The 20,475-nt window shown below is 69.3% G+C and carries 20 protein-coding genes and 1 pseudogene; 16 read left to right on the top strand and 5 right to left on the bottom strand.

Annotated elements, in window-relative coordinates:
• Nucleotides 1-182 precede the first annotated feature (182 nt).
• From JIX55_RS24290 to JIX55_RS24275, 4 genes are all read left to right on the top strand, one after another.
• The gene (locus JIX55_RS24290) at nucleotides 183-818 is read left to right on the top strand and encodes an RsiG family protein (RefSeq protein ID WP_257565429.1); all 636 of its coding nucleotides are present in this window, start codon (nucleotides 183-185) and stop codon (nucleotides 816-818) included.
• A gap of 221 nt (nucleotides 819-1,039) precedes the next feature.
• Entirely contained in the window at nucleotides 1,040-2,032 is a 993-nt protein-coding gene (locus JIX55_RS24285; RefSeq protein ID WP_257565428.1) for an asparaginase, read from the top strand.
• Between the two features lie 230 nt (nucleotides 2,033-2,262).
• Complete coding sequence (locus tag JIX55_RS24280) at nucleotides 2,263-3,552, top strand: GNAT family N-acetyltransferase (protein ID WP_257565427.1); 1,290 nt, start codon at nucleotides 2,263-2,265, stop codon at nucleotides 3,550-3,552.
• 384 nt (nucleotides 3,553-3,936) lie between these two features.
• The gene (locus tag JIX55_RS24275) at nucleotides 3,937-4,779 is read left to right on the top strand and encodes a winged helix-turn-helix domain-containing protein (protein WP_257565426.1); all 843 of its coding nucleotides are present in this window, start codon (nucleotides 3,937-3,939) and stop codon (nucleotides 4,777-4,779) included.
• A 33-nt stretch (nucleotides 4,780-4,812) separates the two neighbouring features.
• On the opposite strand, the gene JIX55_RS24270 is transcribed toward JIX55_RS24275, so the two are convergent.
• Entirely contained in the window at nucleotides 4,813-5,004 is a 192-nt protein-coding gene (locus tag JIX55_RS24270; RefSeq protein ID WP_257565425.1) for a hypothetical protein, read from the bottom strand.
• A gap of 168 nt (nucleotides 5,005-5,172) precedes the next feature.
• On the opposite strand from JIX55_RS24270, the gene JIX55_RS24265 reads away from it, so the two are divergent.
• Nucleotides 5,173-6,066: a GntR family transcriptional regulator gene (locus JIX55_RS24265; protein ID WP_257565424.1), complete on the top strand. Its 894-nt coding sequence runs from the start codon at nucleotides 5,173-5,175 to the stop codon at nucleotides 6,064-6,066.
• Nucleotides 6,066-6,803 carry an HAD family hydrolase gene (locus tag JIX55_RS24260; RefSeq protein WP_257565423.1) on the top strand — a complete coding sequence of 246 codons (738 nt, stop codon included), beginning with the start codon at nucleotides 6,066-6,068 and terminating at the stop codon, nucleotides 6,801-6,803. The genes JIX55_RS24265 and JIX55_RS24260 overlap by 1 nt, the downstream gene beginning before the upstream one ends.
• Here the strand turns inward: JIX55_RS24260 and JIX55_RS24255 are convergent.
• Nucleotides 6,794-6,976 (bottom strand): hypothetical protein, encoded by a 183-nt coding sequence (locus JIX55_RS24255; protein ID WP_257565422.1) that lies wholly within the window; start codon nucleotides 6,974-6,976, stop codon nucleotides 6,794-6,796. The genes JIX55_RS24260 and JIX55_RS24255 overlap by 10 nt on opposite strands.
• Nucleotides 6,977-7,171: 195 nt before the next feature.
• On the opposite strand from JIX55_RS24255, the gene JIX55_RS24250 reads away from it, so the two are divergent.
• From JIX55_RS24250 to JIX55_RS24230, 5 genes are all read left to right on the top strand, one after another.
• The gene (locus tag JIX55_RS24250) at nucleotides 7,172-8,068 is read left to right on the top strand and encodes a GntR family transcriptional regulator (protein ID WP_257565421.1); all 897 of its coding nucleotides are present in this window, start codon (nucleotides 7,172-7,174) and stop codon (nucleotides 8,066-8,068) included.
• Between the two features lie 302 nt (nucleotides 8,069-8,370).
• Nucleotides 8,371-10,536, top strand: coding sequence for a phosphotransferase family protein (locus JIX55_RS24245; RefSeq protein ID WP_257565420.1), 2,166 nt, complete (start codon nucleotides 8,371-8,373; stop codon nucleotides 10,534-10,536).
• A gap of 115 nt (nucleotides 10,537-10,651) precedes the next feature.
• On the top strand, nucleotides 10,652-11,461 hold the full coding sequence (locus tag JIX55_RS24240) for a hypothetical protein (protein WP_257565419.1): 810 nt from the start codon (nucleotides 10,652-10,654) through the stop codon (nucleotides 11,459-11,461).
• 31 nt (nucleotides 11,462-11,492) lie between these two features.
• The gene (locus JIX55_RS24235) at nucleotides 11,493-12,149 is read left to right on the top strand and encodes a TetR/AcrR family transcriptional regulator (RefSeq protein WP_257565418.1); all 657 of its coding nucleotides are present in this window, start codon (nucleotides 11,493-11,495) and stop codon (nucleotides 12,147-12,149) included.
• 41 nt (nucleotides 12,150-12,190) lie between these two features.
• On the top strand, nucleotides 12,191-14,383 hold the full coding sequence (locus JIX55_RS24230) for a HelD family protein (protein WP_443046510.1): 2,193 nt from the start codon (nucleotides 12,191-12,193) through the stop codon (nucleotides 14,381-14,383).
• A gap of 250 nt (nucleotides 14,384-14,633) precedes the next feature.
• On the opposite strand, the gene JIX55_RS24225 is transcribed toward JIX55_RS24230, so the two are convergent.
• Both JIX55_RS24225 and JIX55_RS24220 read right to left on the bottom strand, forming a co-directional pair.
• Nucleotides 14,634-15,497, bottom strand: a complete 864-nt coding sequence (locus JIX55_RS24225; RefSeq protein WP_257565417.1) for a nitroreductase/quinone reductase family protein — start codon at nucleotides 15,495-15,497, stop codon at nucleotides 14,634-14,636.
• A 482-nt stretch (nucleotides 15,498-15,979) separates the two neighbouring features.
• Nucleotides 15,980-16,579, bottom strand: coding sequence for a DinB family protein (locus JIX55_RS24220; RefSeq protein ID WP_257565416.1), 600 nt, complete (start codon nucleotides 16,577-16,579; stop codon nucleotides 15,980-15,982).
• Between the two features lie 140 nt (nucleotides 16,580-16,719).
• Here JIX55_RS24220 and JIX55_RS24215 point away from each other — a divergent pair, with 140 nt between their 5' ends.
• Both JIX55_RS24215 and JIX55_RS24210 read left to right on the top strand, forming a co-directional pair.
• On the top strand, nucleotides 16,720-17,073 hold the full coding sequence (locus JIX55_RS24215) for a hypothetical protein (protein ID WP_257565415.1): 354 nt from the start codon (nucleotides 16,720-16,722) through the stop codon (nucleotides 17,071-17,073).
• A 3-nt stretch (nucleotides 17,074-17,076) separates the two neighbouring features.
• The gene (locus JIX55_RS24210) at nucleotides 17,077-17,409 is read left to right on the top strand and encodes a hypothetical protein (RefSeq protein WP_257565413.1); all 333 of its coding nucleotides are present in this window, start codon (nucleotides 17,077-17,079) and stop codon (nucleotides 17,407-17,409) included.
• 44 nt (nucleotides 17,410-17,453) lie between these two features.
• On the opposite strand, the gene JIX55_RS24205 is transcribed toward JIX55_RS24210, so the two are convergent.
• The gene (locus JIX55_RS24205) at nucleotides 17,454-18,314 is read right to left on the bottom strand and encodes a GNAT family N-acetyltransferase (RefSeq protein WP_257565412.1); all 861 of its coding nucleotides are present in this window, start codon (nucleotides 18,312-18,314) and stop codon (nucleotides 17,454-17,456) included.
• A 294-nt stretch (nucleotides 18,315-18,608) separates the two neighbouring features.
• On the opposite strand from JIX55_RS24205, the pseudogene JIX55_RS24200 reads away from it, so the two are divergent.
• From JIX55_RS24200 to JIX55_RS24190, 3 genes and pseudogenes are all read left to right on the top strand, one after another.
• A pseudogene (locus JIX55_RS24200) lies at nucleotides 18,609-18,989 on the top strand (TetR/AcrR family transcriptional regulator); the annotation flags it as partial.
• Nucleotides 18,990-19,185: 196 nt separating this feature from the next.
• Nucleotides 19,186-19,641, top strand: coding sequence for a helix-turn-helix domain-containing protein (locus tag JIX55_RS24195; protein ID WP_257565411.1), 456 nt, complete (start codon nucleotides 19,186-19,188; stop codon nucleotides 19,639-19,641).
• Nucleotides 19,642-19,765: 124 nt separating this feature from the next.
• Nucleotides 19,766-20,371, top strand: coding sequence for a hypothetical protein (locus JIX55_RS24190; RefSeq protein WP_257565410.1), 606 nt, complete (start codon nucleotides 19,766-19,768; stop codon nucleotides 20,369-20,371).
• The last annotated feature ends 104 nt before the right edge of the window (nucleotides 20,372-20,475 follow it).

Here is a 20,475-nt window from a genome sequence, read left to right as displayed (position 1 = left end):
ACGCGAGGGGGTCCTCCTTACGGGGGGTTTGTGATCACGGGCGTTTGAAGAGAGCTTTGCCCGGACTTTCTCATTGATCCATTACCGTCCATCTGGGGTGGATCGGGGGGCCTCGGTCACATTGTGGCCACTGGGAGTGGCACCATGCTCACACACACCGGTCGAGGGGACGGTTGAGGCGCATGAGCACATCGAGTACCGAGCAGCCCCCGGGGACTGCGACGTTTACCCGTACGACCCCGGGGCCCGGCCCCGGCGTCCGCCGGCCACCGGTCCAGCGCACGGACAGCGGACCACTGCCGCCGCCGGACCCGGCCGAGCACGACCTGTCCCGGCTGCGGCTGCCCGCACTGCGCACACTGCGCCGGGACGCCCAGCGGGACGAGGCCGATCTCAGTTATCTGCGGCGGCTGCTCCAGGGCCGTATCGACATCCTGCGGGCCGAACTGGCCCGCCGGGGCGGCGCGGCGGACCCCGGGGACCCGGGGGAACCCTCGGCGCTCGTCGACCGGCTCTCGGCGATCCTCACGGACGCCCCGGCCCGGCACCGTTCGTCGGCCCGCCATGTCACCGTGGGCACGCCGTACGGTGAGGAGTACCGACGGCTCGCCGCCGAGCTGCTCGACGAGGTCGAACTCTCCGACCTCGAAGCCCGCACCGACGACGAACTCACCGCCGGCCTCGCCCGCCTCGTCCACCACGAGCAACAGATCTCCGGCCGCCGCCAGCGCCTCCAGCGCACCGCCGACGGCTGCAGCGCTGAGATCGCCCGCCGGTACCGTGAGGGCGAAGCCCAAGTGGACGACCTGCTGATCTGACGTATCCGACGTATCCGACGTACCTGCCGCAGCGGCTCCGGGGGCACCCGGGGCCGCTGCGGCACGGATAGGCCCCGGGGCCGGAGCGGGTCCATTTCCGAGCCCGTGCCTGTGCCCGTGCCTGTGCCCGAGCCCATTTCCGAGCCCATCCGCGTTCCCGTTCCCGTTCCCATTTCCGTTCCCACTCCCGTTCCCGTTCCCGTTCAGGAAGGCGCCCGCCGATGTCCGAGAACCCCGCGATACCGTCCCTGCCCGCAGAACTCCCTGGTGCCGTCGCCCCTCCCGTGCTCGCGGAGGTCGTACGTTCCGGGTTCGTGGAGGGACGGCATCGGGGCAGCCTGGTGTTGTTGGCGGCGGACGGCTCGGTGGAGGCGGCGCTGGGGGACGTGGCGGTGCCGGTCTTCCCCCGGTCGGCCAACAAGCCGATGCAGGCGGCCGGTGTGCTCCGCGCGGGGCTCGAACTCGCCGGGGAACGGCTGGCGTTGGCCGCCGCGAGCCACTCGGGGGAGGAGTTCCACCGAGATCTCGTACGGAAGATGCTGGCGGAACACGGCCTGAGTGCCGCGCAGCTCCAGTGCCCGCCGGACCTGCCGGTGGACCGGGTGGAGGCGGAGGCGTATCTGGCCGCCGGTGGTGTACGCGACCGGGTGGCCATGAACTGCTCCGGCAAGCACACGGCGATGCTGGCGGCGGCGGCCCTGCGGGGGTGGCCGACCGAGTCGTACCTGGACCCGGACCATCCCCTCCAGCGCCTCATCCGCGAGGTGGTGGAGGAGGCGGCGGACGAGCCGGTGGCGGCGGTGGGCGTCGACGGCTGTGGCGCCCCGCTGATGGCGATCAGCCTCACCGGCCTGGCCCGCGCCTTCCGCACCTTCGTCCTCGCCCCGCCCGACTCCGCCGAACGCCGCGTCGCCGACGCCATGCGCGCCCACCCCGAGTACGTGGCCGGCACCCGACGCCACGACACCCACCTCATGCGCACCCTCCCCGGCACGCTCAGCAAAGTGGGCGCCGAAGCCGTCCAGGCCACAGCCCTTCCCGACGGTCGAGCCCTGGCCTTCAAGATCGAAGACGGCGCGGCGAGGGCACTGGGGCCAGTGCTGGGCCGAGCCCTCACGCTGCTGGGCGTGGAGCCGGAGGTCGCGTCCAGCATCGGCAGCACCCCGCTGTTGGGCGGAGGCAGGGAGGTGGGAGAAATCCGCCCGACGTTCTGAACGAGGGGCGCCCGAAACCCCCTAGGGGCGCGGGGAACTGCGCGACAAGCCACGACGCCCCGGCACTTACGAACGCACGCGGGCCCTCTCATCCCAGCGGGGGCCTGGGGGCGGCAGCCCCCAGAAAGGGGGTCGAAGGGGCAGCGCCCCTGGATGGGGGAGGGACGGGTAGGGGCGGCGGGGGCGAAAATCCCCGCGACACACCCGCGGCGCCCCCCTAGCGTGACCTCATGAGCTCCTCCCAGGACATCGCCGTACGCCCCATAACCGAGGACGAGATGCCCGCCTGGCTCCGCGCCCTGGACACCGGCTTCCTACGTGCCCCGACCCCCCTCTCCCCCCGGGAGCTCAAGGACCGCACGTCCCACATCGCCCCACCCCGCACCCTCGCCGCGTTCGACGAGTCCGGCACCCACACCGGACTCCTCACCGGGGGAACCTCCCCGGCCGTGGCGACGTTCCGCTCCTTCCCCCAGGAGCTGACGACCGTCGGCGGCGGAACCGTCCCCGCCGACGCCATCTCGAACGTCACGGTCAGCCCCACGCACCGCCGCCGAGGCATCCTCACCCGGATGATGGCCCACGACCTCACCGCCGCGAAGGAACGCGGAGACGTCGTGGCGACCCTGATCGCCGCCGAGTACCCGATCTACGGCCGCTACGGCTTCGGCCCCGCCACCTCGACCACCGAGTGGACCATCGACGTCCCCCGCACCGGTCTGGACCCCCGTTGGTCGGGCCCGGCGGACGGTGGCCGTGTCGACCTCGTCGACGGCGCGGCCGTACGCGCACTCGGTCCCGCCCTCCACGACCGGCTCCGCCACGCCCAGCCCGGCGTGGTGAGCCGCGACGAGCGCTGGTGGCGGGTCAACACCGGTGACCTGCGGATCAACTCCTCCTGGGACGAGCCGTTCTACGCCGTGTACCGCTCGGCGGCCGGCGAGATCGAGGGCCTCGTCTCGTACGCCGCGGACGACAACTGGCAGCGGAAGCAGCCGCACGACACGGCCGACGTCAACTGGCTGATCGCGACGACCCCGCCCGCCGAGCGCGCCCTGTGGCACTACCTCTGCTCGATCGACTGGATCACGAAGGTCAAGTCGGGCTGGCGGGCCCCCGACGACCTCCTCCCGCACTTCTTCCCCGACCCGCGCGCCGCGAGCGTCACCACCCAGGCGGACTGGCTGTGGGTGCGGATCCTGGACGTCGTACGGGCGCTGGAGGCCCGTACGTACGCGGGGACCGGGACGCTGGTGTTGGAGATCGTCGACAGGGACGGTCTCGCGGACGGGCGCTACCGGTTGGACGCGGGCCCGGACGGGGCGAGTTGCGTGCCGACGCGCGAGGACGGCGATCTCGTCCTGGAGGCCGCGGACCTGGCGGCGCTGTGGCTGGGCGACGAGTCGGCCGTACGACTCGCCGCGCTCGGCCGGGTCCGGGAACAGCGGAAGGGCGCCGCCTCCATGGCCGACGCCCTGCTGCGGACGTCCAGGCGCCCGTGGTGCCCGGACCTCTTCTGAGACTTCTACTGGGACCTTTCCTTGGTGTGTGCGGCTGTCCGTAGCTATTCAGTTGTGGTTGTGGCTGCGCATTCAGTTGTGGCTGAACCATTCAGTTGTGGCTGTGCGGACCGGTCGAACTCCCGGCTCCCCTCCGGAAGGGAGGTCGATCGGTCGGTCTGTGTGGCAGTTGCCAGTGTCACCAACCATCGGAATGTTTGACCATGTTGTGAAAGTTGGCGACCAACTCCACCTTACTTATCTCCGCTTGGAGTCGTCTCATAACCACCTTCCCTCGAACTGCCCAAAGATGGCGCGAAGTTGTAGTGTTTGTTCGTGGAGCGGGAACGCACGGCCGTCGATGGACGGAAGTCGTCACAGCGGCCCCAGAGGTCACATCACGAGGTGGCCGACGTGTTGCGCGGCCGGATCAGGTCCGGCGAGCTGCGACCGGGGCAGCGCATGCCCACACAGGCGAAGCTGGCAGACGAGTTCGGCGTCGAGCGTGGGGCCGTACGGCAGGCCTTGCGCATCCTGCAGTCGGAGCACCTGCTCACCAACGTTTCCAAGGGCAGCCCGGCGACTGTCGCCCCAGCTGTGGGCGCGGCCGGGTTCGGCGGGCCGGGAGCGGTGCCGCGGCCCACGATGGTGGAGCTTGCCCCGCGCATATCCGCCGCGTTCGGGGCCCCGCACGTGGAGATCGACGCCCTCTGTCTGACGTCCGTGTCCCTCACGCTCGCCGTGGGTGAGTCGTTGCGCGAGATTCACGCGGGGCGCACAAAACCAGCCAGGGTCGACGTCCGGGTGATGCTGCCCAGCCGCGACATCCCGCTCGCCTTCCCGGCCCCGGTCGACGCCTCGGTCGACGGCCGGCTGCAGCGCCGCTGGCTCGTCCAGCGCAACGCCCAGGGCCAGGTCCTGCGGCACAACCTGCTGGCGTTACGGTCCACGCACGGCATAGACGTCCATGTCTCCTTCCGTGCGCTGCCCTTCACGCCGCCCGTGAAGCTGTACCTCCTGAACGGCCAGGAGGCGCTCTTCGCGTACTACACGGTCCAGCGGAAGGAGGCCGAAGTGGACAGCGAACAGCTGGAGATGTACGACGCCGAGGGCACCCAGTCCATGCTCTTCGCCTTCGAACAGGGCGGGACCGCCGCCCCGCGGGACACGACATTCGTCGCACAGTCCCGCCTCTGGTTCAACGCGCTCTGGGGGACCATCAGCTCGGACCTGCTGCTCACGAGCTGATGACCGCCACAGGGGCGGGCGCGGCACCGTCCTTCACATGGCCGGCCCGGCGAACATCAGCGCGAGGATGACCGCGCCTATGGAGCTGCACGTGTGGTTGTTCGCCTTCAGGCCGATCGTGAGGAACAGCAGGCCGACGATTCCCATCGTGCCGAAGCGCCACTCGACGAATCGCTGGAAGGCGACGACGACGAGGGCGGAGATGAGGGCGATGGCAGCAGGCATGGTGGTACCTCCTCCGAGGGGCTGGGGCGACCGGGGGCCGGAGGTGAGGGAGAACTCTCACCAACTCAACCAAGTTGGTAACCAACTCTGATTAGATGGTTCCCAATTGGTTGATCCTCATAACCATCTTCTCGTGAACTCCCCAAAGATGGGTGAGAGTTGTAGCGTTTGGTCGTGACCCAGGAGAACGTGGCAGTGAACGGCAGCAGAAAGCTCTCGTCCCAGGAGATCGCCGACACCCTGCGGGATCGCATCCGCAGCGGCGACCTCAGGGCGGGCGAGCGCCTGCCCACCCAGGCCGAACTGGCGGAGGAGTTCGGCGTGGAGCGCGGCACGGTCCGTCAGGCCCTGCGGGCCCTGCGGGACGACGGGCTGCTGAGCAACGTGAGCAAGGGCAGCCCGCCCAGGGTCGCCGAGGCCACTCACACCACGCGCGACGACGAGCCGCAGCCGACGATGGTGGGCCTCGCTCCCCGCCTGGCCGAGGCGTTCTCCGCACCGCACGTCCGCGTCGACGCCGCCTGCCTCACCGCCGAGACCCTGATGCTGGCCCTCGGTGAACCGGTCCGCCGCATCCATGAGGGAACGATCCGCCCCGAGTCCATCGACGTACGCATCCTCCTCCCCTCCCGAAAAATCAACCTGGCGTTCCCGGTCCCGGTGGAGGGCCGGGGCGAGGCCGACGAGGAGGACCCCGTCCACAGGCGCTGGCTCGACCAGCGCAACGCCCAGATCCGCGTCCTCCGCCACAACCTCCAGGCCCTGCGCACCTCCCACCAGCTCGACGTCCGAGTGACCTTCCGCGCGCTGCCCTTCACCCCACCGGTGAAGCTCTACCTGCTCAACGGCCAGGAAGCCCTGATCGCCTACTACATGCTCATGAAGCGAGAGGAGGAGATGGAGGGCGAAACCCTGGAGATGTACGACGCCTTCGGCAGCCAGTCCCTCCTCTTCTCCTTCGAGAAGGGCACCGGGCCGCGTGACGCCGCGTTCGTGGAGCAGTCCCAACTGTGGTTCAACGCCCTCTGGGAAACCATCACGACGGACCTGACACTCTCCTAGTGACTCCTGATACAGCGCAGACTGAACCGGTGACAGTAGAGACAGAGATCCTGCGAGAACTGATCACCCCTGTTCGTTACGTTCTCTTCGATTTCGACGGCCCCGTCTGCCGTCTGTTCGCCGGCCATTCGGCGGAGCGGGTGGCCGGGGATCTGGTCGCGTGGCTGGAACGGCAGGGGCTGCGTGGCCTGCTCACCGAAGAGGAGCGGGTTCATCCGGACCCCATGGTCGTGCTGTACGCCGTCAACAGGAGGCATCCGCACAGCGACCTGGTGATCGAGTTGGAGGAGCGCCTCACCCGGCAGGAGCTCAAGGCGGTCACCTCCGCGATGCCCACCGCGTACGCCGATCCGCTCATACGCACCTGGTCCGCGATGGGCAGCCGACTCGCCGTGGCCAGCAACAACTCCCCACGCACCGTGACCGATTACCTCGCCGGCCGAGGGTTGACCGAGTGCTTCGCTCATCATGTCTACGGCCGCACGGGCGAACTCGATCTGCTGAAGCCGGACCCTCACTGTCTGAATCGGGCTCTGAGCGCCCTGGGAGCCCCGCCGTCCGCCGCTCTGATGATCGGCGATGCCCCCACGGACCTGGTCGCCGCGGAGCGGGCCAGGGTGCCGTTCCTCGGCTATGCGCGTAACGACCGCAAGGAGAAGCAGCTCAGGGACGCGGGAGCCCAGGTCGTGGTGAGCTCACTGGAGCCCGTGCTGCGGGTGCTGCGCGGTCAGGCCTGAGCCATGAGCAGCAGCAGGACCACGGTGCCGGCGAACAGGCACGTGGTGTTGCGAGCTTTGACACCGATGCCGAACAGGGTCAGGAACAGCAGCCCCAGGACTCCGTACTGCGATTTGAGGAGCTGCTCCATGCTGAACATCACCGCGGCTCCGACCAGTTGGATCAACACCATGGGACCCCACCCCTGCCCGTCTCCGGTGGACCGATCAACAACCGGCCCAATTGGACTGCTTGCCTTGAATTGGTTGTGCCCTGACTGCTTGATCCCTTAACTGACATCGAGGTGGAAGGCGGCAATCGTTCCAATTGGACTGCCAATGTGACTGGGGGTGGTTTGTCGGCCCTCCGGGAGCGGTACGGTCGCGATGTGAACGTGGAACGTGGCGATGGCGGTGGCAGGGGGTTCGCCCTGCTGGAGACGTTGCGTGCCCGCATGGCCGATGGAAGGTACCCGTTGGGCTCGCTGCTGCCCCCGCAGCGGGAACTCGCCGAGGAGTTCGACGTCTCGCGCGACACCGTGCAGCGGGTTCTGCGGGAGCTGAAGAGCGAGGGCTGGATCGAGTCCCGTCAGGGCAGCGGGTCACGTGTGGTGAAGCCGCCGATCCACTCCACGACGCAGCCACAGGCGACACCACGGCTTCGTGCCGCACTCGGGTCCTTCATCTCCCGGTCCTTCGCTCAGCGCGTCGTGCAGTTGGACGTCTTCACCCTCACCTCCGAGAGCCTGGACGCGCACATCAGGCTGCAGGCCGAGCGGATCCGCCTGAAGGAGATCAGCCCCGAGCACATCGAGCTGCGGATGATGCTGCCCGCCGAGTCGGTCCAGTTGCCGTATCCGCAGGCGAAGGTGGAGAGCGACGACCTCAGGGACGTCACCGAGCTGAATCGGGTGCTCCAGAAGCGGCTGCGCACCATCACCGAGCGGCACACGGCCTCGTTGCACGCGGCCCTGCGGGACCTGGAGACCGAGGGTCTGGTGCCGTCCGTGCGGGTGGACATCCAGGAGATCCCGCTGGCGCCGGCCTTCAAGCTGTACCTGCTGCGGAACACCGAGGCACTGCTCGGTCCGTACGAACTGGTGCGGCGGTCGATTCTCCTGGACGACGACACGGACATCGACGCGTGGGACGTCCTCGGCCTGGGCTCGACGCTGACCCGTCACGTCAACGACGACGGTGACCCGAACTCGACCGGGTCGGTGTTCATAGAGAGCTGGCAGGCCTGGTTCGACGAATGGTGGCACCGGCTCGCCGGGACGTCCTGAGCGCGCGCCGGTCGCGCGGCGCCTTCGAACGCGCTGGGAACGGCTTGCCCAGGCATCCTGGAATTCGCCTCTGAGGGGGCGGACGCGCACAGCGAGACCGCTGGTGGTGGGTGTCACACTCCGGCGTTGATTTCCCGACTTGGTCAAGCTGCCTGACTTCGGAGCACTACAGTGTGCCCACTCATCTCGCGGCGCATGCACATCCGCGATGCACAACCTTTCAGGAGTGACCTTTGGGCCGTTCGCCAGTGCCCGGGCCTTCCGCTCCGAGGTCGGAGCCGGACGACGCGTTCAGCGGCCTCGTGGCGTACGCGAGGACCGAGGGGGAGTCCAGCCGCGGCCACCACAACCTGAACTACGTCGTGCGGCCGTCGGAGGAGATCGCCTCCAGACTTCCGGCTCTGGCCGGCCACGACCGGGTCACCGTCCGGCGCCGGATCCGCCACGCGCTGCCCGTCGTGATCAGGACCTGGCAGGACGAGGCGGAGATCCTCAGGGCGATCCGCGGTGTGCTGCCTCATGTTCCGCAATGCCTGGTGAGGCACGGGGACATGACTGTCCTGAGCTATGTGCAGGGCGTGCCGCTGTCCACCATTTGCCGCAGTGGCAAGCCGTTGGAACCGCATCTGATCTCCGCCCTCGCCGGCCTGTTGGCGGACATGACCCAGGTGAAGCGAAAGGACCTGCCGCCGCTGCCGCAGTCCTGGCCCCGGACCAACCGGGACAGCCGGGCCTTTCTCCGGACTCTGGCGCTCGCGACAGAGGAACAGATCAGGCAACCCAACTGGCGCAGGTTCGGCGGGTTGTTCGCCTCGCTGGGCATTCCGGAGGACGCGATGGTGCGGTTCGCGGAGCGGGTGCCGGCGATGGTCAGCCGTCCCTTCAGCCTGCTCCACACGGATCTGCACCGCGACAACGTGATCTTCTCCTACCACGGTGACCCCCCGCTGATCTGCGTCGACTGGGAACTGGCGACCTATGGTGACCCGGTGCACGACCTCGCCACACATCTCGTGCGGATGGCGTACCCCCGGGAGCAGTGGGTCGAGGTGATGGACGCGTGGCGTGAGGCCATGGAGCAGCGGCGCAGCAAGGCGGTCAACGGTGTCGAGCGGGATCTGAGGCACTACGTCGCTTTCGAGCAGGCCCAGTCCGTCTACCCCGATGTGATGCGCGCGGTGACCTCGCTCGGCGGGCACCTCGATCAACGGGACTTCGATGCCGCGACCCAAGCCGTGCATCGGGCTCTGCTGGTGGCCGAGGAGCCCCTGCGGCTCAAGAACGTGCCGGACCTGAGAGCCATCGAACGGATTCTCGTGAGTTGGTATGTGTCCAACGGCAAGCAGCACATCGGGGACAGGAGAGTGCAGTCCATCCCCTGGCGGGCCGACAAGCGGGTTCCCCTGCATCCGAAATTCCCCGCGTGGGCCGTCAGGGACGCGCTGTTCTCGGAGGGCGCCGCCTCGGCGGACCACGTGTTCAAGGGGACCGCCCACCTCAGTACGGCTGTGCAGGTCCGGGGCATCCCCTTCCCGGTCATGGTGCGACGGAAGGTGGGTTCGGCCAACCCCCGGGAACGGCGGTTCCTGAACGAGCACGCCGTCCTGATCGCGATCGAGAAGTCCGGAGTGAAGGTGCAGGCCCCGAGGGTGTTGGCCTTGGGGGACAGCCACTCGAGCCTGAGTGATCGGTTCACCATCCACACGTACGAGGGCCCGGAAGGCGAGATCCGGCATCCGGACCATCCGGAGGAGGGCCTGCTGCCGCACGAGGCGGACGATCTCGTCGACCAGCTCTGCGAGTTGACCCAGGTCGACTGTGAGGAGTTGGGCTCGGACACGCTGGGCCATGACTTCTGGCAGGGGCTGCGCGACGAACTGCTTCGTATGGTCGACGAGCTTCCCAAGGAGACGCTCGCGCTCGCGAGGGAGCTGGGGCTGCCCGGAAACATCCGTCGGCTCGGCGAGCTTCTCGACCGGCACATGGTGACCCCGCGTCGCTCTGTTCTGCTGCACGGCGACCTCAACCCCTGGAACCTGGTGCGCCGAAACGGCGGTACGGGGCTGACCCTCATCGACTGGGAGATGGCGATGGTGGGCGACCCGCTCTACGACCTGGTCCGCCACATACACCTGACTCCTACGCTCCCGGAGATCCGGGACCGGTTGTTCACCCGATGGTCCCGGACGCTGCCGGAGGACTGCACCAAGGGGTGGCGCGACGACTGGCGCGTGTACCGGTGGATCGAGACCGTCCGCTCCGCCTACGTGGACCTGGACCGGCTGGTCACGGGCGACAGCCTGGACGCCCCCAACGTCCGTCGGGCGGTGGACACGTATGCCATGACCCTGGCCTCGGCGACCGCGTCGCTCGGGCTCGGGGTCAAGCCGACCAACCCGTATCTTGCCCAGGCGCTGCCCCGCCTCGACGATGGAACCGGTAGGACGGGCAGGGCTGCGGACGGCTGACCCACAGCCGGGCGCTGCGGCACGGGGGAGGAGTCGGATGTCCGGTGGTGGGAGAAGGCCGCCCGATGGCGGTGTCGGTGAGCGCCTCAAACGGTTCCAGACGCGCTACGAGCCCGTGGCCACTCGTCTGTTGTTGCTCGGCATCTTCCTCACAGGACTCGCCGCCCAGTTCGTGAAACCCGTGGGCGAAGCGCTGCAGGGCAAGGTGTTCCTCGGCGGCGCCCTGCTCGGCCTGGTGGGCTACGTGCTGTACGACACGGTGAAGGATCTCGCCGTCTCCCTCCGGGCGCCCATGCGTGCCCAGGTGAAGTCGCGCGAACTGGGCGGCTTCGTGACGGAGGCGTTCCACGCCAGGACGGTGGAGATCAGCTTCCTCGGCTACACGGGGGAGACGCTCTACAACGAGCTCTACCACCGGTTGGAAGGCCTGCTGGAGGACCCCGGCCCGACGCGGCACGTCCTGGTCCGGTTCTTGGTCCCCGACTTCCAACAGCCCATGACCGTCCCTTCCCGGGTGGGTCCGCAAGGCGTACCGGTCGACGACGAGGAGTTCCGCAAGCGCCTGGAACTCAAGTGCCAGGAGTACGACCAGAGGCTGTCGGCGATCGCCCACCGGCTGAGTGTCGTGGGGCGGGTGACGGCCGAGTGCGAGTACCGCTTCTATCCGGGCATACCGCGGGACAAGATCTGCATTTTCAACAGGGAGCTGGTTCTGCACGGCCTGTACGACGTGGCCGCCCGCACCATGGGCTACGGATCGGACCCGGAGTACTACGACCCCAAGGGCTACCTCACCGACCTGAACGTCTGGTCGAGGGAAGACACCGACGACGCCAAGGCCGCCGTGGCGACCTGGAACAAGCACTTCGACGACCTCTGGCAGCTGGCTGTGCGGCCGGCCTGGCCCCGTGGCACGGGAGTCTGAGGCCGGGACCCGACGTGCGTACGCTCGCCCCATGAGCGAGAGCGGCCTGCGGGAGCGTAAGAAGCGGCGGATGTACGAGACGGTGTCGGAGATCGCCGTTCGGTTGTTCGTCGAGAAGGGGTTCGACGCGGTGTCCGTGGCCGAAGTCGCCGCGGCGGCCGAGATCTCGAAGCCGACGCTCTTCCGGTACTTCCCGGCGAAGGAGGACCTCGTGCTCTACCGGATCGCCGATCACGAGGACGAGACGGCGCGGGTGGTCGCGGGGCGCGCCGAGGGGGAGTCGGTGGTGGGGGCGGTGCGGGCGCATTTTCTGGCGGGGCTGGCCCGGCGGGATCCGGTGACCGGGCTGAACGACCATCCGGACGTGCTCGCGTTCCATCGGCTGGTCTACGGGACTCCGTCGCTGGTCGCTCGGCTGTACGGCCATCTGGAGCGGGCCGAGGAGGCGCTCGCCGAGGTGCTCGGGGGAGGGCTCGACGCGCGGGTCGCCGCCGGGCAGATCGTGGCCGTACGGCGGGTGCTGGCGGAGGAGAACTGGCGGCGGGTGGAGCGGGGGGACGCGCTGGAGGAGGTCGAGCGGGATGCCGTCGCCGCTGCTGAGCGGGTGTTCGGGCGGCTGGAGGAGGCGCTGCCGCTCGGGGCGGCGGGCCGAAAAGGAGGCCGCACGCCTCCCCGTGAGTCTCGGTAAGAAATTTAACTCGGTTACGTTATTTCGGTACGCTCGGCGGAATGACGTCTCCCGAGCGTGACCCTGCCCTCCTCGACCCTGCCCTCCTCGACCCTGCCCTCCTTGACCAGGACCCCCTCGACCCGGACCTCCTGCACTCCGCCCTCGCCGACGAACGCACGTACCACGACACCTGCCGAGCCGCCCTCGCCGCCATGGTCGAGGGAGCGGGGGAGCAGGTCGTCGTCGGTGAGGACGTCTCCGCGTCGGGGGCCGACGCGGAGGTGCTCGGGTACCGGCTTCGCAGCCACGCCAAGGAGATGCGTGAACTGCCGGAGGGGCCGCTGTTCTTCGGGCGGCTCGACTTCGCCGCTCACCGGACGGGTGACGGCGACGCGGACGCCGGCCACACGGATGCCGATCACGCGGACGCCGATCACGCCGGGCAGAGCTATCACATCGGTCGGCTGCGGATCAGTGAGCACCCGGCCGCGCCTCCCCTCGTCGTGGACTGGCGGGCCCCGGTGTCCCGCGCCTTCTACCAGGCGAGCCCCCGTGATCCCCGGGGTGTCGCCGTCCGGCGGCGCTTCGGGTGGGCGCCGGGGAGTCGTGGCGACTCGGCCGACCTCACAGGTCTGGAGGACGAGCGCCTCGGTCATGGAGCCCCGCGTGACCAGGGCTCCGCCCCACCCGGCAGCCTCCTCACCGCCGAGATCGAGCGTCCCCGCCTCGGCCCCATGCGGGACATCGCCGCCACCATCCAGCCGGAGCAGGACGACCTGGTGCGCGCGGATCTCACCACGTCCGTCTGTGTCCAGGGCGCCCCCGGCACCGGCAAGACGGCCGTCGGCCTGCACCGCGCCGCGTACCTCCTCTACACGCACCCCCAGCGCATCCGCCGCGGCGGCCTGCTGATCCTCGGCCCGAACCGCGCCTTCCTCTCGTACATCTCGGAGGTCCTGCCGGCGCTCGGCGAGACGGGCGTACGGCAGTCGACGGTCACGGAGGAGATCGCCCGGCACCCGGTCACGGCTCAGGACGACGAGCGGGCCGCGGTCGTCAAGCACGACGCCCGGATGGCGGAGGTGCTCCGCCGCGCCCTGTACGCCGGCGTCACCGCCGAGTACGCCGACTCCCTTGTCGTACCGGACGGTTCGTACCGCTGGCGGGTGTCCGGTGAGGAGCTGCGGCGGATCGTGGCGGACGTACGGGCGGAGGAGCCGCCGTACGACATCGGGCGGGAGCGGGTCCGGGCGCGGGTCGTCCGGCTTGTGCAGACGCAGGTGGAGCGGCGGGCCGGGCCGCCCCCGAACGCGTGGCTGTACCGGCTCTCCCGGTCGCGGCCGGTCGGCGCGTACGTCGACGCCGTATGGCCGCGGGTCCGGCCGGAGGAGGTGGTGGCGCGGCTGCTCGGGGATCCCGAAGCGCTCGCCGCCGCGGCGGAGGGGCTGCTCGACGCCGCCGAGCAGAAGGCGCTCAGCTGGGCGAAGCCCCCGCGTACATGGCGGTCGGCCCGCTGGTCGGCCGCCGATCTCGTCCTCCTCGACGAGGTCGCGGGGCTCCTCGAACACCCCGACGGCTACGGCCATGTCGTCGTCGACGAGGCCCAGGATCTCTCCCCGATGGAGTGCCGGGTGATCGGCCGCCGGTCGGCCTTCGGTTCGGTGACCGTACTGGGCGACCTGGCCCAGGGGACGACCCCCTGGGCCGCCTCCGACTGGCCTCGGCTCCTCGCCCACCTAGGCAAGCCGGACGCCCATGTCGTACCTCTGACGACCGGTTTCCGGGTGCCGCAGGCCGTCGTAGGACTGGCCAACGGGTTGCTGGGGCGTCTGGGGGTGGACGTGCCGGCCGCCCGGTCCCTGCGGAGGGACGGGGAGTTGAGGATCAGGAGGGTGGACGGGGTGCAGGCAGGTGGCGAGGGCGTCGCCGTCGAGACCGTCGCCGCCGTGCGTGACGCGCTCACCGGGGAAGGGTCCATCGGGGTCATCGCGGCCGATGGGCCGGATGTCGCACGGCTGCGGAAGGCGCTCGGCGAGGCCGGGGTCGCGACGGCTGGTCCCGGCGAACTCGGGGCGCGGGTCGCCGTGTTGGGGGCGGGCGAGGCCAAGGGGCTGGAGTACGACCATGTCGTGGTCGTCGAGCCGGCCGCGATCGTGGCGGCGGAGGGGCGGGGGCTGCACCGGCTGTACGTCGTGCTCACGCGGGCGGTGTCGCGGTTGGACGTGGTGCACGCGCGAGCGTTGCCGTGGTGATGCGTGAGGGGGTGGGTGCGGGTGGCGCCTGCGGGTGAGGCGTGCGGGTGGTGCGCGGGGAGTGGGGGCGTGCGGGTGGGACGGCGGCCGTGTTACCGGAAGACGGCGGAGTCATGACCGCACCGGCACCTTTGCGATCGGGCCCGTGGCTACGGTGATCGGGTGCCGGTGAGCGGCGGAACACACGAGTCCGATCTCCCCCCCCCGAGGGGCTCGTACGCCGCTCACCGGCTGCTGATCACCTCACCGCTCAGGACTTCGTCGGCACAGTCACAGCGTCCAGCGTCGGGATCAACTGCTCCTCCTCGTAGGTGAGATGGGCTTCGAGCTCGGCGATGAGCCGTTCCACCTCCGGGAGTACGGCGACGGGGTCGGCGTTGTCGGTCGTCACCACCCGGCGCAGTTCCTCGGCGAGGGCGGCGATCCGCTCGTGCTCCTCGTGGAGGCGGGTGAGGGCCGGGGTCAGCTCGGGGTGGCGGTCGGCGAGGAAGGGGAACAGGCCGACGTCCTCGCCGGTGTGGTGGTTGTGGAGGCCCTGGCAGAAGGTGAGGCAGTTGACGCGGAGCTGGGCGCCGAGGCCGGCCTTGCCGTTGCTCGCGATCAACTCCTTCTTGATCAGGGCGAGTTCGCGGCGGAACGCGTCATGGACGACCTTGATGGCTTCGCCCATGGAACCGGCGTTGATGTTCGGCGGACCGGCCACGGGGACCTCGCGCAGGGCGACGACCGGGATCGTACGGTCCGTCTTCGCCTGGTACTCGGCCCACCCCGGTTCGGACTCGACCGCCCGCGCGAAGGCCCGGTCCCGCTCCTCACCGTCCAGTACGACGGCCTCGGCTTCGTAGGTGAACGCCCCGCTCTCCACGGTGACCCGGGGGTCGGCCGTGATGTTCCGGTACCAGTCGGGGTGCTTCGGCGATCCACCGGCCGACGCGATGACCAGGATCGTGCCGTCACCGTCCGGGAGGTAGCCGAGGGGAGTGGTGTGCCGGGTGCCGGTACGGGCGCCGGTGGTGGTCAGGAGGATCAGACGAGCGCCCTCGAAATAGCCGCCGACATTGCCGTGGTTGGCGCGGAACTCTTCGATGACTTGCTGGTTGAAGGGGTTGGGCATTCTCTGCTTTCTGTGGATGGCGACAGGGGACAGTGCTCTGTGCTCTGTCGCGGAATTCGGGCAGGGGTGATCGCCGCAGCGCGTTGCCGATGGAATGCGCGGTGGATTCAGAGGAGTGGAAGGAATCCCGCATCGGCGCAGCTCGGCGCGACAGCATGCGTGGGATTGCACTGTGGTGAGAAATTCGACGCGCGCGCAAGGAGGATGAAAGGAACACGAGAGGAACGGTGTTCGGCGCGCGGAACTCAATAGGCGGACCCCTGGCCCGCCCCGGCCTCACTCGGAGGCCGGGCGACCCATCCGCTCACGGCTCAAGGCCGACCCGGCAGTCATGGGGAAATGGTAAGGGGAGCGGGTGGGGATGGGCAACGCGTATTCGGACGGTATTCGGGCGGAATTCGGCCGGTGCCCGGACGGTATCCGGACCAAATTAGGGCGGCGATCCCTGTAGGGGGCGGTGAGTTCGTCGGGCCGGCCCGGAGTCACGCCTTCCGGTCGGCCTCCTTGGCCGCGCGCTCCAGGCGGTCGCGATAGTCCTCCCACCACGCCGGGTCACTCGACGGCACGCTGGTGTTGCCCTCGTTCATCCCGACCGCGCCGTCGATGAGTTCGCGCAGGATGTCGGCGTGGCCGGCATGGCGGTGGGTGTCGGCGATCACACGGGTGACGGCATGATGCAACGTCACCTCGTCCCTGCCGGCCGGCCACCACGGCACCCTGCCGACCGTGTCCAGTGCCAGCGCGTCGAGCGTCGCGTCGGCGTGCGCCCACGCCCGGCGGTAGAGTCCCACGACGTACTCGCGCGACTCGTCGGCGGTGGCCCACATGTCCGCGTTGGGCTCGGCGTCACTCTCGAGCCAGGGCAGGGAATCGCCCGACGGCCGCCCGAAGGTGTCCCCGAGATAGCCCAGTTCGACGCCGGCCACGTGCTTCACCAGACCCAGGAGGTTGGTGCCGGTCGGCGTCAGCGGTCGGCGGGCGTCGTACTCCGAGAGCCCTTCGAGCTTCCACAGCAGGGCGTCGCGGGCGGACTTCAGATAGAAGCGGAGGTCGGCCTTGGCGTCCGATGCGGCAGAGGTCATGGTGTCAGTCTGCCGCTCGCACGATCTCTGGCCACCCGGTTTTTCCCCGTCGTGGGACGGGCGCTGATCACAGCGGGGAACGCCACTGGCGTACGGCGAGCGAACCTCGGAGCCGCGAGTCGGTCAGTAGGCTCGTTGTCATGGATGCGTTCTTACCGTTCCTGATCTCGATGGGCGGCCTCGCCGCGGTCCTGGGCCTCTTCGTCCGGCTGGCGGCGCGCATTCGTCGGCGGGGCCTCGCGGGCGGAGCGATGAGCGGGGCCCTGGCCTCGTACGAAGAGGCGTTCCGTGTCACCGCTCACGCGTCCCACGTCGAGATCCGAGCCCAGACCGAACGCAAGGCGCCGCTCCTGTCGCCCGACGACCACTGGGGCCGAAGCCCCGGCGAAACGGGTCAGGTGGGAACGGCGAACCCGCGACCACACCAGCCACGCCCGCGTCGCTCACGCCGAGGGCTGCGCCGCTGGGCCGACCGTCTGAAGCCCGGGCGCTGATCCATGGGCATGGACACTGTCCTGCTGATCGCGGGAGGCGTCGCCGCGCTGGGCGTCCTCGTCCTCCTGGTCCTCCTGGCGGATCGGGTTCTGCTGCTGATGGAGGCCCGGGGCTGGATCTACTGGCGCAAGACGAAGACCCTCTCCTCCCTCGGCGCCGACCTCGTCCAGGAGGTCGACCCCGGCGCCCAGGCCGTCAAACGTGGGATGGAACAGGAACGCGTACGCAAGAACGTCAGACCTGCGGAAGACCCGCCCTTCCAGGTGGACCTGGACAGGGGAACGGTGCGCATCCGCCCGGCGACCCGGGACGGGGGACAGGAACCGCCCGTCTGATCGATGCCGTCGGCCCGTCTCGCCGGACGCCCTGTCCGTTCCCGCTACGCGAAGTCGTACACGGCCCAGTCGGTGAGCGTGCGATAGCCGAGGCGCTGGTAGAGGGCGTTGCTGGTGGGGTTGGACAGGTCCGCGAACAGCACGACATCCCGCGCGCCCGCGGCCAGCGCGGCCCGGCTCACCTCCGCCGTCGCGGCGCCCGCGTAGCCGTGACCGCGCAGGTGGGCCGGGGTGTAGACGATGTCCACCTGGATCTGGCCGCCGATCAAGGGGTTCATGCCCGCGATGGAGACGGGAGTGCCGTCCGGGGTCTCCCAGAGCGTGTAGCGCTTGTCGGCGTAGCGCGTGCTCGCCCAGGAGTCGGCGTCGATGGAGACGTCTTCCCCGACGGCCTTGGCGAACTCGCCGCACCAGAACATGACTTGCTCAAGGTCCTGCTCACCCAGGACGCGGCCCCGGCCCGCCGGCATCGGCTCCGGTGGGGTGAGTGTGCCGAGGCGGTACAGACGGAGCCGTGTGTCGCGGATTTTCGGCGTCGCCCCGGTGTGCCGCTGCCAGGCCTCGGCGAAAGCGGTGGCGGTGCCGTGGTCCGCGCTGACGGAGGGAAGGGAGCGCCCGGCGGCGGCCAGGTGGGCGGCGAGGGTGTCGGCCTGTTCAGGTGTGAGCGGGGTGGGGCACAGGGCACGGGGCGGGAGGCGGTAGAAGGTGGCCTGGACCTCGCCCGCTCGCTCCAGCACGCCGAAGACGGGGGCTTCGGTGCCGAACGCCTCAGCCCCACGAGTTCGCACTCTCTCGGCCCACGTCAACTGCATGACGTGCGGGCCGGGCCGCGAGCGCAGGAAGTCTCCGGCTCGGGCGAGAAAGTCGTCGACGTCTTCGGTGAGGTGCCAGTCATCCGGGCGCATGCTTCATGATTCCCCGGCCGTAGGTGTGCCCAGTACTTTTCCGCCAGTGCGGGACAGCGGAGCCTCCTCCCAACTGTTCGGGCTTCCGCCCAAGGACGGTGGCGATCGCCCTCTTCGCACCTTCGGCAGGCTCCTGCGACAGGCGCGCGGAGACGATACGCCGGGCCTGGTCCCACCACGCGACGACCCGATCCCCGGGAGCGGGTGGCACTCGAAGGGCACTGGACGGCAGCCGAGATCGTTGTCCTGAAATCACCAGCGAGCTCATCGTTGAGCTGGGGTAGTTGAAAGACCATTCCCTCGGTTGATGCCTTTGCCCGGCACTACCGGCGTGGCTGTGACGTCCCGGACGCGCTGTCTCGCCTGTCTCTCCAGATCACCTTGCTGGATATGGCCCTGCACGACCCGGACCTGCGGTCTCAGCTCGCCACGTCCATCCGGTCGCAGGAGGACCACCTGGTCGCACTGCTCACGGGGAGGTCGCACAACGGGAGCGTCGTGACGTCGCACCAGGCGCAACGCCTGGCCGTCGCACTCAGGGCGCTGTTCGTCGGTCTCGGCCAGGGCGTCACCCTCGGCCTCGCGCAGGGTGCCGACGAGCAGTACTTCGCTGCTGCTGCCTGCGCTTTGGCATCCGACATATCCCTCATCGATCACGACGAGGGCGCCTCGTGATGGTCACCGCAGAAGAGCCGCGCCCTTCCGGAGTTGCGACGTATCTGGCCGCTGCCTCGACGAGTGAGCTGAAAGCCCGGCGCCAGAGCGGGTGGAACAAACAGGACACCGGTGCCCTTCCCGTGCCTCAGTGGCGCAGCGCACTTTTGCAAGCGGGTGCTTGCAAAAGTTAGCGGGGGTGGGGCATGGTGGAGACATGGCATCGCTCAACGTCGGCAATCTCGGTGAGTACCTGCGTGAACAGCGGCGAAACGCGCAGCTGTCGCTCAGGCAGCTCGCTGACGCCGCCGGGGTGTCCAATCCGTATCTGAGCCAGATCGAGCGCGGGCTGCGCAAGCCGAGCGCGGAGGTGTTGCAGCAGGTCGCCAAGGCGCTGCGGATCTCCGCCGAGACGTTGTATGTGCGGGCCGGCATTCTCGACGCCGAGCGGGATCGCGACGAGGTCGAGACGCGTGCCGTCATCCTCGCCGATCCCACGCTGAACGAGCGGCAGAAGCAGGTGCTGCTCCAGATCTACGAGTCCTTCCGCAAGGAGAACGGATTCGAGGTCGACCTCGGTGCCGGCGTGGCGACGGACGCGGCGGAACCCTCGGACCCCGGCCCTCGTACGGCCGACGGCAGCGATGCCGGTCCGCAGCAGACGGCGAGTTGACGACCTCTATGACGTCGATGACCTCGATTGATTTCGATGACTGGGACGACTTGACGAAGGCGTCGAACGCGGACCGGAACAACACAAAAACCCTCAGCTGAACCAACCCGGGAGGACCATCACCATGGCCATCACCGACGACATCCGCAAGGCCGTCACCGACCCGACGCCGCTCTACTTCGCCGCCGGCACCGCCGACCTCGCCCTCCAGCAGGCGAAGAAGGTCCCCGGCATCGTCGAGCAGCTGCGTGCCGAGGCCCCGGCTCGGATCGACGCCGTACGCCAGACCGACCCGAAGGCCGTGCAGGAGAAGGCGACCGCCCGCGTCAAGGAGACCCAGGAGAACCTCCAGACCAAGGTCACCGAGCTTTTCGGCACCCTCGACACCGACCTGAAGAAGATCGGTGAGACCGCCCAGGACTTCGCGCTGCGCGGTGTCGGCGTAGCCGCCGAGTACGCCGTGAAGGCCCGGGAGACGTACGAGAAGGTCGCCGAGCACGGTGAGCACGCCGTGAAGACCTGGCGTGGCGAGGCCGCGGAGGAGATCGAGGAGCTCGCGATCGCCGTCGAGCCGAAGTCCCAGCCGGTCGAGGTCAAGGACGAGCCGGCGGCCGCGAAGCCCGCCGAGGCCCAGGCCGTGCCCGCCCCCGCCGACAAGAAGACCGTGGCGAAGAAGGCCCCGGCCCGGAAGACGACGACCGCGAAGAAGACCACCCCGCCCGCCAAGTAAGCGGCAGGGCACCTGCCGGGTGGACGACAGAGCCGGCGACGGGGCCGGCGACAGAGCGAGCGATATCCGCGCAGTACGTCGCGGTACGGAGACGGGCCGGGCAC

Source organism: Streptomyces sp. DSM 40750 (assembly GCF_024612035.1).
In the GTDB taxonomy this organism is placed as follows: domain Bacteria; phylum Actinomycetota; class Actinomycetes; order Streptomycetales; family Streptomycetaceae; genus Streptomyces.
The sequence above is the reverse complement of the archived record's forward strand: the minus strand, read 5'-3'. Positions and strand labels throughout refer to the sequence as shown.

What these genes read in the sequence shown, in the direction of transcription:
- JIX55_RS24255 (WP_257565422.1), bottom strand. Translation starts at nt 6,976, where the DNA reads ATGGTGTTGATCCAACTGGTCGGAGCCGCGGTGATGTTCAGCATGGAG.
- JIX55_RS24225 (WP_257565417.1), bottom strand. Translation starts at nt 15,497, where the DNA reads ATGCCCAACCCCTTCAACCAGCAAGTCATCGAAGAGTTCCGCGCCAAC.
- JIX55_RS24205 (WP_257565412.1), bottom strand. Translation starts at nt 18,314, where the DNA reads ATGCGCCCGGATGACTGGCACCTCACCGAAGACGTCGACGACTTTCTC.
- JIX55_RS24270 (WP_257565425.1), bottom strand. Translation starts at nt 5,004, where the DNA reads ATGCCTGCTGCCATCGCCCTCATCTCCGCCCTCGTCGTCGTCGCCTTC.
- JIX55_RS24280 (WP_257565427.1), top strand. Translation starts at nt 2,263, where the DNA reads ATGAGCTCCTCCCAGGACATCGCCGTACGCCCCATAACCGAGGACGAG.
- JIX55_RS24235 (WP_257565418.1), top strand. Translation starts at nt 11,493, where the DNA reads ATGAGCGAGAGCGGCCTGCGGGAGCGTAAGAAGCGGCGGATGTACGAG.
- JIX55_RS24220 (WP_257565416.1), bottom strand. Translation starts at nt 16,579, where the DNA reads ATGACCTCTGCCGCATCGGACGCCAAGGCCGACCTCCGCTTCTATCTG.
- JIX55_RS24290 (WP_257565429.1), top strand. Translation starts at nt 183, where the DNA reads ATGAGCACATCGAGTACCGAGCAGCCCCCGGGGACTGCGACGTTTACC.
- JIX55_RS24195 (WP_257565411.1), top strand. Translation starts at nt 19,186, where the DNA reads ATGGCATCGCTCAACGTCGGCAATCTCGGTGAGTACCTGCGTGAACAG.
- JIX55_RS24190 (WP_257565410.1), top strand. Translation starts at nt 19,766, where the DNA reads ATGGCCATCACCGACGACATCCGCAAGGCCGTCACCGACCCGACGCCG.
- JIX55_RS24210 (WP_257565413.1), top strand. Translation starts at nt 17,077, where the DNA reads ATGGGCATGGACACTGTCCTGCTGATCGCGGGAGGCGTCGCCGCGCTG.
- JIX55_RS24285 (WP_257565428.1), top strand. Translation starts at nt 1,040, where the DNA reads ATGTCCGAGAACCCCGCGATACCGTCCCTGCCCGCAGAACTCCCTGGT.
- JIX55_RS24230 (WP_443046510.1), top strand. Translation starts at nt 12,191, where the DNA reads ATGACGTCTCCCGAGCGTGACCCTGCCCTCCTCGACCCTGCCCTCCTC.
- JIX55_RS24215 (WP_257565415.1), top strand. Translation starts at nt 16,720, where the DNA reads ATGGATGCGTTCTTACCGTTCCTGATCTCGATGGGCGGCCTCGCCGCG.